This is a genomic window from Streptomyces sp. TRM68416, from assembly GCF_014596915.1.
In the GTDB taxonomy this organism is placed as follows: Bacteria; Actinomycetota; Actinomycetes; order Streptomycetales; family Streptomycetaceae; genus Streptomyces.
This window is the reverse complement of sequence record NZ_JACVWU010000035.1, coordinates 69061-83155: the sequence shown is the minus strand read 5'-3', so window position 1 is coordinate 83155 and position 14095 is coordinate 69061. Positions and strand designations below refer to the sequence as shown.

15 protein-coding genes are annotated in these 14095 nt (G+C 72.2%); 14 read left to right on the top strand and 1 reads right to left on the bottom strand.

What is annotated here, in order from left to right; translation table 11 throughout:
• Positions 1–437: 437 nt before the first annotated feature.
• The 12 genes from ICC28_RS37155 (at position 438) to ICC28_RS37100 (ending at position 10830) form a co-directional block, all read left to right on the top strand.
• A complete protein-coding gene (locus ICC28_RS37155) occupies positions 438–776 on the top strand; it encodes a hypothetical protein (RefSeq protein ID WP_223190501.1) in 339 nt (112 codons plus the stop codon).
• Positions 777–868: 92 nt separating this feature from the next.
• Positions 869–1789, top strand: coding sequence for a hypothetical protein (locus ICC28_RS37150; RefSeq protein WP_188293257.1), 921 nt, complete (start codon positions 869–871; stop codon positions 1787–1789).
• Between the two features lie 91 nt (positions 1790–1880).
• Positions 1881–2450: a hypothetical protein gene (locus tag ICC28_RS37145; protein WP_223190499.1), complete on the top strand. Its 570-nt coding sequence runs from the start codon at positions 1881–1883 to the stop codon at positions 2448–2450.
• Between the two features lie 139 nt (positions 2451–2589).
• Positions 2590–3087 (top strand): hypothetical protein, encoded by a 498-nt coding sequence (locus ICC28_RS37140; protein ID WP_188293256.1) that lies wholly within the window; start codon positions 2590–2592, stop codon positions 3085–3087.
• Between the two features lie 184 nt (positions 3088–3271).
• Positions 3272–3970 carry a hypothetical protein gene (locus tag ICC28_RS37135; protein WP_188293255.1) on the top strand — a complete coding sequence of 233 codons (699 nt, stop codon included), beginning with the start codon at positions 3272–3274 and terminating at the stop codon, positions 3968–3970.
• Between the two features lie 93 nt (positions 3971–4063).
• Positions 4064–4936: a phosphoadenosine phosphosulfate reductase family protein gene (locus tag ICC28_RS37130; RefSeq protein WP_188293254.1), complete on the top strand. Its 873-nt coding sequence runs from the start codon at positions 4064–4066 to the stop codon at positions 4934–4936.
• 95 nt (positions 4937–5031) lie between these two features.
• Positions 5032–5643, top strand: coding sequence for a DUF6248 family natural product biosynthesis protein (locus ICC28_RS37125; protein ID WP_188293253.1), 612 nt, complete (start codon positions 5032–5034; stop codon positions 5641–5643).
• 164 nt (positions 5644–5807) lie between these two features.
• Positions 5808–6449 (top strand): hypothetical protein, encoded by a 642-nt coding sequence (locus tag ICC28_RS37120; protein WP_188293252.1) that lies wholly within the window; start codon positions 5808–5810, stop codon positions 6447–6449.
• Between the two features lie 607 nt (positions 6450–7056).
• Positions 7057–8709: a DNA cytosine methyltransferase gene (locus ICC28_RS37115; RefSeq protein WP_188293251.1), complete on the top strand. Its 1653-nt coding sequence runs from the start codon at positions 7057–7059 to the stop codon at positions 8707–8709.
• A gap of 152 nt (positions 8710–8861) precedes the next feature.
• The gene (locus ICC28_RS37110; protein WP_188293250.1) at positions 8862–10088 is read left to right on the top strand and encodes a multiprotein-bridging factor 1 family protein; all 1227 of its coding nucleotides are present in this window, start codon (positions 8862–8864) and stop codon (positions 10086–10088) included.
• 116 nt (positions 10089–10204) lie between these two features.
• Positions 10205–10633, top strand: coding sequence for an ATP-binding protein (locus ICC28_RS37105; RefSeq protein WP_188293249.1), 429 nt, complete (start codon positions 10205–10207; stop codon positions 10631–10633).
• Entirely contained in the window at positions 10630–10830 is a 201-nt protein-coding gene (locus ICC28_RS37100) for a hypothetical protein (protein WP_188293248.1), read from the top strand. Before ICC28_RS37105 ends, ICC28_RS37100 begins: the two co-directional genes overlap by 4 nt.
• A 441-nt stretch (positions 10831–11271) precedes the next feature.
• Here ICC28_RS37100 and ICC28_RS37095 read toward each other — a convergent pair whose 3' ends face one another.
• Positions 11272–11652: a hypothetical protein gene (locus ICC28_RS37095; RefSeq protein ID WP_188293247.1), complete on the bottom strand. Its 381-nt coding sequence runs from the start codon at positions 11650–11652 to the stop codon at positions 11272–11274.
• A gap of 238 nt (positions 11653–11890) precedes the next feature.
• Between ICC28_RS37095 and mobC the strand changes: the two genes are divergently transcribed.
• Entirely contained in the window at positions 11891–12328 is a 438-nt protein-coding gene (mobC, locus tag ICC28_RS37090; RefSeq protein WP_188293246.1) for a plasmid mobilization relaxosome protein MobC, read from the top strand.
• Positions 12325–14094: a relaxase/mobilization nuclease domain-containing protein gene (locus ICC28_RS37085; RefSeq protein ID WP_188293245.1), complete on the top strand. Its 1770-nt coding sequence runs from the start codon at positions 12325–12327 to the stop codon at positions 14092–14094. The genes mobC and ICC28_RS37085 overlap by 4 nt, the downstream gene beginning before the upstream one ends.
• Position 14095 lies beyond the last annotated feature (1 nt).

The following is a 14095-nucleotide window of genomic DNA, read 5'->3' as shown; positions in this document are numbered from 1 at the left end:
GGGGGCCGTTTTTTTCTGTGGCCCGCGGGGGGGGGGGGGGGGGGGGGGGGGGGGGGGGGGGTTCCCTCCGCGACGGGGCCCCCGGAGGGGACCACAGCCCGCGCCGGGCCGCCAGGCCAAGCCGCTACGCGGTCGCGCAAGCGCGAGCCTGGCACCCCGACACGGCCCGCGGTCGGCTGCGCCTGCCCCACCGCGGAGGGAACCCCCCGACCGGCCCGTCGTGCGGCGTTCCGCCGGGGAATTCCAGGGCCCGCCGAGGTGCCGGAATTCTCCTCGGAATTCTCTTCGGGAATGCCTCTGACCTGCGGTTTTTGGTGTGTCGAGAGTTGACCTACGGCCCAAAACTTGAGAGTATTGTCTACGTCGGAAGGGGGTGGGAATCCCCTCCCGGCAGGGCCCCGGGCCCGCACCGAGAAATCTCAACGAAAGGCACATCCATGCTGGACCTCACCAACATCACCCGCCTGCCGGTCAACGACCTTGAGGCGATCGAGCCGGTCTACGCCGAGCTGCGGCCGGTCTACGACCGGGTGCAGCGGTCCTTCTCCGTCCAGCTCTGGAAGGACGGCGAGCCCAGCGGCATCCACGGCCTGACCGGCAACTTCCGCTACGCCGACGAGCCGCTGGAGGCCATCGACGCCTTCCTCGCCGAGCGCGGCGTCCGCGCCCTCACCGGCGACGAGGCGGTGCTGCTGTACGCCGGTCTCGTCCACGCCAAGGGCGGCCCGGACTGGCAGATCTTCCAGATGCAGCTCGCCGCCGCCGAACAGCTCTGACCGGTCATCACACCCCGCGAGCGGGCGGGGGCGGGAATCCCCGCCCGCTCGCAGGGCCCGGCCACCGAACCACCTCAACAAGGAGCACGATCATGAGCGCCACACCCCACGCCCGCGCTGCGGCCCACCGCGCCCGCACCATCGCCGCCATCGCCCGCACCCGCTTCGCGAACCCGCGCGCCATCCTGAACGCCGACGGACGCGCCGCCCTGCTGGAGATCGCCGCCCTGCTGGACAACGCAGCGCTCTCGCTGGAGACCGACGAACCCGGCACCTGGGACGGCGTCGTGATCACGAACACGATGGACTGGGACGCCTCGCACGCGCTCCGCACCGCCGACACGATCGCCGCCGACAACCCCGCGATCGGCTTCCCGCCCCGGTTCACGCAGTACGTCACCGCCCCCGTGTTCGGCAACGACGTCGACCTTCCCCTGTCGCTGCTTCCTGGCGAGGATGCCGGGCCCGCGCTGATCGCACAGGAGGGGGACCTGTTCGCCCGGCTCCATGTGATCCACGGCCACCTGCGGCTGAAGCGCCTGTCCAGGGACGGCGTGACCGTGGGGTACCTCAAGGCCGCGTTCGCCCTGCACTGGAGGCATGCCCGCCTGGCCGAGTCCGTGGCCGCCGACGCTGCCCGCCCGTGCAACCAGCCCGCCGAGCCTGCGCCGACCGGCGAACCCGCACCGCTCGACCTCACCGGCCTCACGCCGTACACCGTCGGCATCATCCGCCTCGCCGAGAGCAAGGGACTGCGCGCGGCCGACGGCGGCACCTACCGAGGCGTCCGCCGGATCACCCTCAACGCGGGCGGCAAGCACGGCTCCTTCGGCACGATCCAGGTCGGCAAGGCCAGTGGAAGGGCACTGCGCGCCGAGCTGATCCACGGCAACGGCGGCATCGAGCGCCGCGCCCAAGGTGCCCTCGCCGTCCGGGCCCTCGTGAAGAACGAGCGAGTCCACGCCTGCCCCGACGGCTGCACCGCCCACTCCGCGGCCGACTGCCGCCCGTAAGACCTCCCGCCGGGGGTGGGGGAGCGGGGCGGGAATCCCGCTCCCTCACCAAGCCCGGGCCCACCGAAGAACCTCAACAAGGAGCACAACCATGAGCGCCACCACCCTGACGACCCGCATCGGAGAGCCGGACATCGAGTGCCGCTACCCCGTGATCATCGGAGAGGGCCGGGTCATCGGGCAGGCCTACCGCTGGCACCGTGACTGGCTGGTCGTCACCAGCGAGGGCGAGCACAACCTCCGCCGCCCGCCCAAGGGCACCAAGGGCATCGACATGGCCGCCGCGTACCTCGCCGAGGAGTACGCCGCCGGGCGCGTCACGGCCGTCGCGCTGGACCTGCTGCTCGCCGAGGCGTCCCAGCCGCTGAACGGCCCGGTGCCCCTGCTGCACCCGCGGATGCCCGCCAGCGCGCGCAACATCGAGGGCGCGAAGACCGCGTTCGCCGGTCTGACCGAGCACCGTTGGCGGGCCGTGCTCCATGGTTTCCCGGGGTCGGACAACCCGTGGTACCTGCTGTGCGAGCTGTGCGGCTGGTCCGGCGTCCGCTACTGGAGCCACCACCGCGGGCGCAACGGCAACCCGCCGTCCGCCCACCGCCACGAAGGCGGATGCATCGGCGAGGACAAGGTCCGCGCACTGATCCCCGCCTACCAGAAGTAGCCCGTCGCCTGCCGGGCCCGGATCTCCCCGGGCCCGGCGGCACCGGCCGCACCAGACCGCCCGGGCGCCGGCGGGGCGGGAATCCCGCCGCCGCCCGGGGCACGCCGAGAAGCCTCAACTCCCCGGAAGGGACACCCACATGTTCGAGCCGACCGAACCCGCCCGCGCCGCCGCCGTCCGGGCCGCCACGCTCGCCGACATCGCCCGCCGCCGCACCCTGGTCGCCTCCGCCTGGAACGGCCGCGAGCTGATCAACGTCGCCGAGCTGCTCGACATCGTCACCCTGTCGCTCTACGAGGAGGAGCCGACCCGCCCGGGCGGCATCTGCGAGAGCGCCCGGCTCGCCCTGGCCGATGCCGAGGCCACCGCCGCCGAGACTCCGGGCACCGGCTTCCCCGTGGGCTTCGGGCAGTACGTCACCCACGCCCTGGACCGCCGCCCGTTGACGGTCCCGGCCCGCCCCTGCCTGACCGGCTGGAGCCTCGCCGACGAGGACGCCCAGCTTGTGGCCGCGCTGAACACCCTGCACAGCCACCTCGCCGCAGCCGCCACCGAGACGGTCGCCCTGGCCCTGCTGGAGGCCGTGTTCGCCCTGCACGCCAAGCGTGCCGACCTCGCCCAGTTCTCCCACGGCTGACGCGCCATCCATCCCGGCCCGCCGCACGAGCGGCGGGCCGGAGGAGGGGGTCTGAGCTGCGAATCAGCTTGACCCGGACCCTAAAACTTGAGAGTATTGTCTACGCTGGAAGGGGGCGGGAATCCTCTCCCGGCGCCGGGCCCCGAGCCCACACCGAACCACCTCAACCGAAGGAACAGCAACGATGACCAGCACTCCGCGACTCGACCGCCTCGCGGCCGACGGGACCAACGGCGTCTTCGACGGCATCCGCCTCGCCGACGGCCACATGCTCACCCTCGTGATCAGCCCCGGCGCCGACTGGGCGGAGAGCGTCTTCCTGTACCCGGGCCTGACCGCCCCCGACACGGAGGCCTGGGAGAACGAAGACCCGTGGGAGGACTGGCTGACCGGCGGCTCGGGCGAGACGACCTACGGGGACGTGCCGGTCGAGGCCGTGCGCGAGCTGATCGTCGCGCATGGCGGCGAGCACGAGAACCAAGAGCCGCCCGCCCCGGCCGCCGAAGGCGAGACCGGCACGGACGCCGCGCCGGACGTGCTCAGCGAGATCGCCGACCTGCACGGCCGGTTCGAGGACGGCTACAGCGCCGATGGCATCCGCACCGTCTTCGGCCGCATCTACGACGAGGGCGGCCCGTACCTGGTCTGCGTGTGGGAGTACGCGGACGAGTACGGGTTCGGCGGCAACTCCGAGTTCTACGCCGAGGGCGAGGACGGCGACCTCTTCGAGGTGCAGCCCGACATCCACCGGTGGCTCAGCGGCCAGCAGGAGACGCCTGGCCCGCTGGACACCTGGGTGTGCGCGCCCGTCACCGAGCCGACCGAGTTCCCGGTCAGCGACGACTTCCACAACTACGCCCGGACCGACCGGACCGGCGACTGACCGGCCGCAACAGGCCGGGGGAGCGGGGCGGGAATCCCGCTCCCCCGGCCGGGCCCGAGCACCACACCGAGCAGCCTCAACCAGGAGACGACCGTGACGAGGAAGCCCTTCACCCCGCCGTGCGGCACCGGATGCGCCGCCGCCCAGATGGAACTGTTCGCCGCGCCGCCCGCCGCGCCGGCCGCGCCGCCCGCCGAGTTCGATTTCGACGCCCATGACGTCGTCATCGTCGGCGACAGCGGCGGCAAGGACTCCGGTGCCACCGTGCACGAGGTGTGCTCCCAGGCCGACAAGGCGGGCCAGCTCCACAAGGTCCGCGTGCTGCACTGCGACCTCGGTCGCACCGAGAAGGGGCACCTGGTCGAGTGGCCCGGCGCGCTCGAAGTCGCCCGCGCGCACGCCGAGCAGTACGGCGTCCCGTTCGCCGTCCGCCGCAGCAAGCGGTGGAAGTCGCTCTGGCAGCGGATTCGCTCGCACGGCAACTGGCCCGGGCACTTCGCGCGCTACTGCACGAGCGACACAAAGACCGCGGTCGGCCGGGACTACGTGGACGAAGTCGGCGATGAGCTGAAGCTGGGGCGCCCGATCCGCGCCGGATACGCGATGGGCATGCGAGCCGAGGAATCCCGGGCCCGTGCCAAGAAGCCCGAGATCGAGCTGAACCGCATGACCGGCAAGGGCACGCTGCGGGTCGTGACGACGTGGCTCCCGATTCACCGGCTCACCACCGAGCAGGTGTGGGAGACCCACCGGAAGAACGGCATCGAGCACCACGAAGCCTACGACCAAGGTATGCGGCGGCTGAGCTGCCGGGCCTGCCCGCTCGCGCACACCGACGACCTCGTGCGCAGTGCCCAGCTCAACCCGGAGCTGTTCGAGGAGTACGCCGAGGCCGAGGCCGAGATGGGCCACCAGTTCAAGAAGTCGATCAGCCTGCGGGCGATCATCGAGCGCGCCCGGAGTTGACCGGCCGTGACCGGCGGGGGAGCGGGGCGGGAATCCCGCTCCCCCGCCGGGGCCGCACACCACACCGAATCCCTCAATCCGCGAAGGATCGCAGCATGGACCACGTCATCCGCCGCCCGCAGCGCACGCTCACGCGCGAGGAGCACGAGATCGTACGGGGCACCGCCCTCCTGAACTTCCAGGGCGGCTTGATCATGGGCATCATCGACCCGGTGCCCAACCCCTCGCCGATGAGCGAGGACGAGGGGGCGTGGGTCCGAGAGCGGGTGTGGCCCGAGTTCATGACGGAGATCGACCGCAAGTACCCGTTCGGCTTCTGGCGTTGGTCGACGTGCGAGCGCGGCACCTGCTGGAACTGCCTGGCGAGGCGCTGCGACCTGTGCGTCCACCGCCAGGAGGGCGGACCGCACGTGGACGACAACACCGACTGGGTGCACGACACCCGCGGGCGGGGCGTCGCCAAGTTCATCCTGCGGCCCGACGGCGCGCCGTGCGTGTGGTGGTGCCGGTGCCCGTGCGCCAAGGACGGCCCGGCCCCCGACGGACCCGCCCGGCGCCGGCGGCGGGCGAAGCAGTCGGCCGCGGCGAAGCCCGAGCCGGAACCGGCGGAGGCGGACAGCGCCGCGCGGACGGACCGGAGTGCCCTCCCGCGCCAGGGCCGCCGTGCCCCCGAGCCCGCGGACGAGGTGCAGTACACCCTGTTCTGACAAGCGGCCGGGCCACCCGGAGCCGGACGTCGAGCGGCCCGGCGGGGCGCAAAAGCGTGGGAATCCCGCCGGGCCGTGCGGTCCGGCCACCGAGGGCCCTCAACAGACCCATAACCGAACCAGTCACCATCGTATCCACGACCGAGACCACCAGGAGCACACCCGTGAAGACCGCCGACGACGGCCGCCAGTGGGCGAATCGAGAGGACCTGATCGAGCACAGCGGCTACGGCGGCACCACGCTGAAGAGGCTGTGGCGCGACCGCCGAGGCAACGGCCACCCCGACGCCCGCGAGATCGACGGCGTCATGCACTGGGACCTGGAGGAGTGGGACGCGTGGTTCGCCCAGCACCGCGAACGGCCCCGGGACCTGTCCCGCGTCGACCGCAGCGGCGACCCGGACGAGCAGCTCCCGCCGGCGGGGCAGGCCCGCGTGCTCGGCGTCGACCCGGCCCGGATCACCCAGTACACCAAGAACCCGCCGCCGGAGTGGCCCGACCCGGTCCACGTCGAGGAACTGGCCACCCGCACCCGCGAGTACCGCACCCGGGCCCAGCTCTGGACGTTCGCCGACGACCCGGCCAGCGGGTTCGGCACCAAGGGCGGTCGCCCGCCCGGCCCCGACCCCAAGAAGCGTGCGGCGAAGGCGCCCGACCCGCGCGTCCGGCTGGCCGCCGAGGCGCTGGCCGCGATGCCCGACCGGAAGGCCGGCGAGGTGGCCGCCGCCCTCGCCGAGCGCCACGGCCAGTCTGTCGACACCTGGAAGCGGGTCATCACCCAGGCCCGCAAGCAGACCCAGCAGTAGGCACCACGCCCGACACCGGCCCGCGCACCCCGCCACCCGCGAGGAGCGCGGGCCGTCGCCGTGCCTGCCGCCGATCCGCCGCAATTTCCCCTCTTAAGAGGTGAGTTCGTGGTGCGGCCGGTCGGCGCGCACCGGTCCAGACAGCGGGGGCTCCGCCCCCACACCCCTGGCCCTCCCTCGGAGGGGGTGGGGGGAGCGCGGCGAACTGCGGGCCGGTGGGGGGGGATCGGTGGGTGGGGTCGGGGGGCTCCCTCCCCGGACGGGCCCCCGAAGGGGACCACAGTCCGCGCCGGGCCGCCAGGCCGAGCCGCTACGCGGTCGCCTTCGGCGAGCCTGGCACCCCGACACGGCCCGCGGTCGGCTGTGCCTGCCCGACCGAGGAGGGAGCCCCCCGACCGGCCCGTCGTACGGCGCCGCCGGAAGGGTGGTGAGCGACCCCGGAAACCTCTTCAAAAAGCCCTCTGACCTGCGCTTTTGTGAGGTGTCGGGAGTTGACTCGCGCCCTAAAACTTGAGAGTATTGTCTACGTCGGAAGGGGGCGGGAATCCCCAACCGGCCACCGGGCCCCGGGCCCCACACCGAGAAACCTCAACGATCAAGGACGGTCATGGTGAGCACCCCTGTGCGCGACGCCGCCCCCGAACCGGCGCTGGACGAGGACGGCCGCCCGTACGCGAACGGCTTCCGGCCAGCGGTGCTGGAGTGGGACGGCTGGACGTGCGCCGACTGCATCGTCTGCGGCACCGGCACCGAGTGCGCCGACTGCCAGGCCTGCACCGACTTCGCCTTCCCCTACCCGCCGCACTGGGCCAGGCCGTGGGCCGAGGGCGACCCGGAGCGCGGCATCGAGCTGTTCGGCGGCCCGGGCGGCATGTCCGCCGGTCGCAACCTCGTGGACAACGGCGGCGACTGGGTCCTGATCGAGTGGAACCGCGACGCCGCGGCGACCGCCCGGGCCGCCGGTCACTGGGTGGTCGAGGCGGACGTCCGCACGCTCGACCCCCGCCACCCGGTCCTGCGGGGCGTGCGCCGCGTCCACGGCTCCCCGCCGTGCCAGACCCTCTCCGGCGCGGGCAAGCGCGCCGGGTGGAACGCCGACGAGGTCGCTCAGCTCCAGTCCATCATGTGGCAGGCGAGCGAGGCCTTCGGCTTCCTGGAAGTGGACGACCTGTGCAGCCTCTACGGCGGCCCCCACGGCTACTTCGGCGACGTCCTGGACGGCATGGAGGACCACCCCGACGCCGACCGCTGGGGCGAGCTGTGCGGCGGCGGCCACCTGCCCCCCTGCATGAGCCCCGATGACTTCCGCAAGTGGGCGGCCAGCGTCGTGAGCGACGACCGTACGGCACTCATGGCCGAGATGCTGATCTGGCCGATGTGCCTCGTCCAGATCGGCGCCCCGCTGATCTCCATCACGATGGAGCAGAGCGCCAACCTGCTCAAGCAGTCCCCGGCCCTGGCCGAGGCGATCCAGTCCGAGATCACCTCCGTCGAGGGGTTCGGTTGGGCCTGGTGCTCGTGGCAGGTCGCCGACGCCGCCGATTTCGGCGCGGCCACCCACCGCGAGCGCGCGTGGATGGTCGCCACCCGCTACGGCTGGCCCCGATACGCGGACGAGGTGGACGGCGACAAGGCGGCCCGCGCGATGTGGGCACACGTCCTCAAGCGCACCGGGGCCCTGCCCGACTGGACGCCGGAACTCGACCGCCGGATCGAGCCCTACCAGGGCCGCCCCGCCCTGCCGAAGGTGACCGTCGCGACCGCACTCAACCTCCCGCCCGACTGGTGGGCCGACACCCGCGGCAAGCGCGGCATCAACCCCGAGACGGGAAAGCCCAAGGGCGGCGGATCGTTCCCGCTCAACGACGTCGGCCCGTGCGTCACCGCCCCCTGGTACGGCATCAAGTTCCGCCCCGCGCACGTCCCCCAGGGTGAGGGCGTCAACACCATCACCGCCCCCGAACTCGGCGTTCTGGTCGGCTTCCCCCGGGACTACCCGTGGACCTACATCCCGACCCGCAAGAACGCCCGCGGCGTGCGGAACATCGCCCAGATGATCGCCGACCCGGTGAGCCCCTTCATGGGGGCCGCCGTCTCCGCCGCCGTCCAGGGCGAGGACTGGTACGAGCCGACGGCCAGCTACCAAGCCACGCTCTACCGGCTGGACGAGCAGGCCGCCGACACCGACCCGGCGCCAGTGCCCGCCCCGCGCACCGAAGACCGGGCGATCGAGCAACTGGAACTGTTCCCCGCAGCCTGACCCACCCTCACGACGAAGCCCCGGCGGGCCGCTGGAGATCAGCGGCCCGCCGGGGCTTTCCGGTCCCCTTCGGGTACTCGACCCGAGACCGGTGTCCCCGGATGCTCGCGCACCGGTACCGTCCTGAGTGCGACGTCAGAACGGAGTCCATCATGACGCACGACGCTGAAAATGGCCCGCCCCTCACGTTCGGCCAGCGGGTCCGACGAGAACGCGAACGGAAGGGCCAGACGCGACCGGTGCTCGCCGGTCTGGTCGGCCGCAGCACGGAATGGGTCAAGGCAATCGAGAGTGACCGACTCGGCATGCCACGCCTGCCGCTACTCCTGCGCCTCGCGGAGTCCCTCGGCGTGGACGACCTCGCCGCCCTCACCGGCGACGAACGTATCGCGGCCGCCACCTACACCAAGGCCGCCCATCCTTCACTGCTGCGAGTGAAGGAGTCCCTGACGACCTACGACCTGCTCACCCGGGACGAGGAGCCCGCGCCGGCGGCAGCGCTCGCCACCCGCGTACAGAACGCGTGGCAGGCGTGGCACGGATTCGGCGACCACCGCAGCCGTATCGCCAACGTGCTGCCCTCCCTGCTCGCCGACCTCCAGCACGCGGCCCGCACCCACGAAGGCGCCGACCGGCGCCGGTCCCAGGTGCTGCTCGCGCAGGGCTACCACTTGGCCCAGCTCTACCTGAGCTTCCAGCCCGCGCCCGAGCTGGTGATGCTCACGGGCGACCGGTCCATGACGATGGCTCAGGACGCCGACAGCCCGCGCGCCATGGCGGCCTCCGCGTGGTACCTCAACCACGTCTTCCGCGACGCCGGAGAGCGGCACGAGGCGCGCGTCGACCTTGCCATGAAGTCGATCCGGCTGCTCGATCCGGAGCGCGGGCCGGAGGACATCGCGCTCGGCGGACTGCTGCACCTGGCCGCCGCCCTGTCGTTCGCCAAGGTCGGCCAGAAGGGCAACGCCGAACGGCACTGGGACCGCGCCGACTCCGCCGCCAAGCGACTCGGCGACGCCTACGTGCACCCCTGGCTGATGTTCGGCCGGGGCATGGTCGACGCGTACGCGATCACCATGAACAACGACCTGGTGCGGTCCGGCGCGGCGGTCGACGCGGCCACGCACATCGACCTCGGCTCGATGCAGAGCGCCACCCGTCGAAGCTTCCACATCATCGAGACGGCCCGCGCGTACAGCCTCGCGGGGGAGTCGGTGGCGGTCGTGCACCTGCTGAAGAAGGCGTACGAGGCGAGCGCGGAGACCGCGTCCTTCAACCTGTTCGCACGCGGCGCGGCGGCGGAGTTGGCGGAGAACGGCAGCGCGATCATCCGGGACGACGCCCGCGGCCTCGCGCGTCAACTCGGTGTGGCCGCCTAGGGGTACAACCTGTACCCCTCCGCAAGGGGGTAGCGACTGTACCTGTCGCTACCCCCTTCGGCTTTTACGGTCGTGTCTCGACCATCCGCTACCCCCGAGGCCCGGCGATGCCCGACATGACCACCACACCTGACGACGAGGCGGAATGCCCCGGCTATAGCGAGACGATGACGCGCACTCCCGACACGGCACTGAAGGCGCGACGCTTAGCCCGTAAGGCCCTGTGTGCCTGGGACATGGACGACGCGTGGGACGGTGCGGCGCTGCTGCTGACGGAGCTGGTCGCCAACGCTGTTCGGCACGCCAGCGGTGAGCGCGTCCGCATCATCATCAACCGCCGCGACAAGGACCGGGTCTACGTGGCCGTGGTCGACCGCGATCCCCGGCATCTGCCGGAGCTGCGCGAGGCCGGAGCGGAGGAGCCCGGCGGCCGCGGGCTCGCCCTGGTCGAGGAGATGGCGGACCGCTGGGGGTACGACCTGATGGGCAGCGGACTGCGTCCGTGGGGCAAGCGCGTGTGGGCAGAGATGAAGGTGACCCGATGACCGAGACCGAGACCATGCCGTCGGTCGGCGACGAGGTAATGGAGGGTCAGACGCGGGCCGTCGTGACCGACATCCGCGGCGGAGTCGTCTGGCTCCGCAAGCCGCACGGTGGCGGACCGGAGTGGCCGGCGGAGGAGCCGCGCAAGCTCACCGTGCGCCGCACCCGCAAGGAGATGATCGCGGCGGGCGACCTGTGAGCGCCCGCCGTACCAGCGGGCCGTAGCCCGCTCCCCGAACCCCGCTGCCCGCGCCACCCCCGTCGCGGGCAGCGGCCGGAAACGGTGCCCCGGATACCCACCCGTGAGGGTTCCGGGGCACCGTTGCGTGTTCCAGAATTCTGGATCGCCCCACCCTCCAGGCCGCACTCGCGGGACGGCCCCAGCCGCCCGCCGGACCCCGGGGCGCCGACCCTCTTCCTCCCCTCCCCGTCAAGGCCCTTCCGTAGGCCGGGGGACGGAGCGTCAAGGTGGAGCGCCCGCACCGCAGGCGCGGCGGGAGGAACGAGCGACGCGGCGAGGAGTGGACGTACGACCTTGATGCGGAGGAGCCCGGCCGGACACTGGAGAGGCCGGGGAGGGATGTGTGCACAACGCGAAGGGCCCCGCACAGCGGGGCCCTTCTCCCTTCGATCGTCGTGGTCAGCCGGAGAGGCTTCCGGCGGCCGCCGTGGCGGCCTCCCCGGCGCCGTCCTGCCCGGGGATCGAAGCCGCCGAGGAGGGCACCGACGACTCCGGCGCGGAAGCCTCCGGTGTCGTCTTCTTTGCCGTCGACCGCCGGGAACGCGGGCGCCCCTTCGGACGCTTCGCCGGTTCCTCGGCGCCGATCGCCTTCAGCTCCTCGGCCGTCCAGCCCGCTGCCTCCGCGGCGACGAACGCCTCGGCGTATGGCGCGTCCAGCTCCGCCAACTGGCGCTGAAGTTCCTCGCGCTTCCCCAGGATCTCCGCCAGCGGCTCGAAGGCCTTCTCGCGGGCCGCCTGCGCTTCCCTCATCTTCTGCATGAAGTCGTGTGCACTCGCCATGCCGTGATCGTACTGGCACCGCCCGGACAGCGGCTGCGGGGGCGTGCCCATCACCGCAGGCCGTGGGGGTTTTTGACGGGTTGCAGCGTGCACCGTGTGCGCTTCCGGATGGCCTTAGCCACCGGAAGCGAGTTAGTGCAAAGTGGGCCCACTTTGCGTGATCATCGGCCTTTCGCCCACTAGGGTGGCGGCCGGTGATTTGGTCCGAGCACGGACCGGGAGGTGGAAAGGGGGTGCTGTGGCAGAGCCAGCAGCGGACGGCCAGCGCCGAACCTCCGCGCGTTACCGCGAACGCGATGCCGACGGCCCGCGTGACAAGAAGAACCGTCTCAAGGTCTCCTACACCGAAGCCGAGCTGACGATCATCCGCGAGGCCGCCGCCCGCGCCAACCAGGCCCTCGCCGCATGGGTCGGCGACACCGCCCTGAAGGTGGCCAAGGAGAAGGTCGTGCCCGTCTCGGTCGACGCCCGCGACCTCATCGCCGAACTCATCCAGGCCCGCAACCAGGCCTCACGTATCGGCAACAACGTGAACCAGATTGCGAAGGCCCTGAACGCCGACGGTACCGTGACCGGTGACCAGCTCGCGGCCACGCTGGATGCGATCCTCAAGACGATCCAGCGCATGGACGAGGCGACGCGCCAGGTGATGCGCGAGCGGCGGCCACGCGCATGATGCCGAAGAAGGCGCGGGACGGCACGGACACATGGGGACTGCTGGACTACCTGTACGGCCCGGGCAAGCGCGACGAGCACACCAACCCACACATGGTCGCTTCCTGGGACGACCCCTTTGTCGAGGACCCGGCGCGCTCGCCGCACATGACGATCGCCGACCTGGCGCTCATCCTGGATGCCCCGGTGTACGCCCTGCTCGGCAAGCGACCGGCCAAGCACGTCTATCACGTCGCGGTGCGCAACGCGCCCGAGGACCGGCTCCTGACGGACGAGGAATGGGCGCGGGTTGCCCGCGAGATGATGCACGCCGCCGGCATCGCCAAGCACGGCGACGACCAGGGCTGTCGGTGGGTCGCGATCCGGCACGCGGACGACCACATCCACATCGTCGCGACGCAGGCCCGGCAAGACGGTCGGCAACCGCGACTGCGGCAGGACATCCCGAACATGCACGCGGCCGCGCGGAACTTCGAGGTCGAGTTTGGGCTGCGCCGGTTGAAGCACGGCGACAAGACCGCGCGGAAGTGGCCGAAGACCGGAGAGCAGGAGAAGGCGACCCGGCGCGGACTCTCGGAGCCGGTACGCGCGACACTCCAGCGGACCGTTCGCCAGGCCGCAGCCGCAGCCACGAGCGAGGACGACTTCTTCGCCCGGCTCACCGCCGCCGGAGTCCGGGTGAACAAGCGCGTCGCCCCGGACGGGAACATCACCGGGTACTCCGTCGCGATGCCCGGCGACCGCGACGGCGGGCAGCGCGCGGTGTTCTTCCCCGGCGCCCGGCTTGCCTCCGATCTGTCTCTGCCGCGCGTGCGGGAACGCTGGACGACGCCGGTGTCCGTGCCGACGGTCGCGCCGGCGGAGATGTGGCAGGAGGCGGAGCGGCGCGTGCGCGCGGCCGCGGACCAACTCGGTGCGGGTGGACTGCACGAGGGGGCCGGGGACGTCGCCGCGCTCGGCGACCTCATCGTCATCGCCGCGGTGATCTCGCCGCGCATGGTGCGCGACCGGTTGCGGGACGCGGCGTACGAGTTCGAGCGTGCCTCGCGCGTGCCGGGAGACCGTGCGCTGGAGGGGCAGGCGCGCAGCCTCTACCGGGAGTCGACGCAGTTGCTGTCCCAGTCGGCGGCGGCTGCCGGGCGCAGTGACACGGTCGCCGCGCTCGGCTTTCTGCTCGCCCTGGTGACCGCGATCGAGGCCTCCCGTCGCTGGCACCTGGCGCAGGAACACCGTGCCCAGGCGGAGGCCTCCGGGCGGGCCGGTCGACTGTTGCGCGAAGCGGTCGAGGTGACCGCCGGCGTGAGCGCGGCGCGTGACTTCCGGCCGCGCTCGAAGCGCACGGCGAATCGCCCCTCGGGGGTCCGCCGGACTCCGGCAGTTTCGGGGGAGAGGCCGATGGCGGGCGTGCTCCAGGAGGCGGTCCCCGAGCATGCGCGGGCGGTGCTCGCGGACCCGGCGTGGCCTGCGCTCCGCACCAGACTGGCCGCAGTCGAGAAGGCAGGGGACGACCCGGTCGAGGTCCTCGCCGCGGTCGCCGCGCGAAGGGAGTTGACCTCAGCGGACTCGGTGGCCGAAGTGCTTACATGGCGTCTGGACGGGTGGAGTCGTCAGCGCGGCGAGACGGCGACGGCCACCGGCAAGAGCCCGTCGCCGACGTCCACGGGCGGCACTGGCCGCACCGGTGGGCCGCGCAAGACGGGGGCGCCCGGACCGACACGTCGGCCGCCGGGTGACGAGCAGCGCAAGGGCCCGCGACGGGCCCGGTAAC

Excerpts from the sequence above, each read along its gene's own strand:
- ICC28_RS37150 (WP_188293257.1), top strand. The coding sequence starts at position 869 with ATGAGCGCCACACCCCACGCCCGCGCTGCGGCCCACCGCGCCCGCACC.
- ICC28_RS37095 (WP_188293247.1), bottom strand. The coding sequence starts at position 11,652 with ATGGCGAGTGCACACGACTTCATGCAGAAGATGAGGGAAGCGCAGGCG.
- ICC28_RS37135 (WP_188293255.1), top strand. The coding sequence starts at position 3,272 with ATGACCAGCACTCCGCGACTCGACCGCCTCGCGGCCGACGGGACCAAC.
- ICC28_RS37105 (WP_188293249.1), top strand. The coding sequence starts at position 10,205 with ATGACCACCACACCTGACGACGAGGCGGAATGCCCCGGCTATAGCGAG.
- ICC28_RS37140 (WP_188293256.1), top strand. The coding sequence starts at position 2,590 with ATGTTCGAGCCGACCGAACCCGCCCGCGCCGCCGCCGTCCGGGCCGCC.
- ICC28_RS37085 (WP_188293245.1), top strand. The coding sequence starts at position 12,325 with ATGATGCCGAAGAAGGCGCGGGACGGCACGGACACATGGGGACTGCTG.
- ICC28_RS37125 (WP_188293253.1), top strand. The coding sequence starts at position 5,032 with ATGGACCACGTCATCCGCCGCCCGCAGCGCACGCTCACGCGCGAGGAG.
- ICC28_RS37115 (WP_188293251.1), top strand. The coding sequence starts at position 7,057 with ATGGTGAGCACCCCTGTGCGCGACGCCGCCCCCGAACCGGCGCTGGAC.
- ICC28_RS37110 (WP_188293250.1), top strand. The coding sequence starts at position 8,862 with ATGACGCACGACGCTGAAAATGGCCCGCCCCTCACGTTCGGCCAGCGG.
- ICC28_RS37155 (WP_223190501.1), top strand. The coding sequence starts at position 438 with ATGCTGGACCTCACCAACATCACCCGCCTGCCGGTCAACGACCTTGAG.
- ICC28_RS37100 (WP_188293248.1), top strand. The coding sequence starts at position 10,630 with ATGACCGAGACCGAGACCATGCCGTCGGTCGGCGACGAGGTAATGGAG.
- ICC28_RS37145 (WP_223190499.1), top strand. The coding sequence starts at position 1,881 with ATGAGCGCCACCACCCTGACGACCCGCATCGGAGAGCCGGACATCGAG.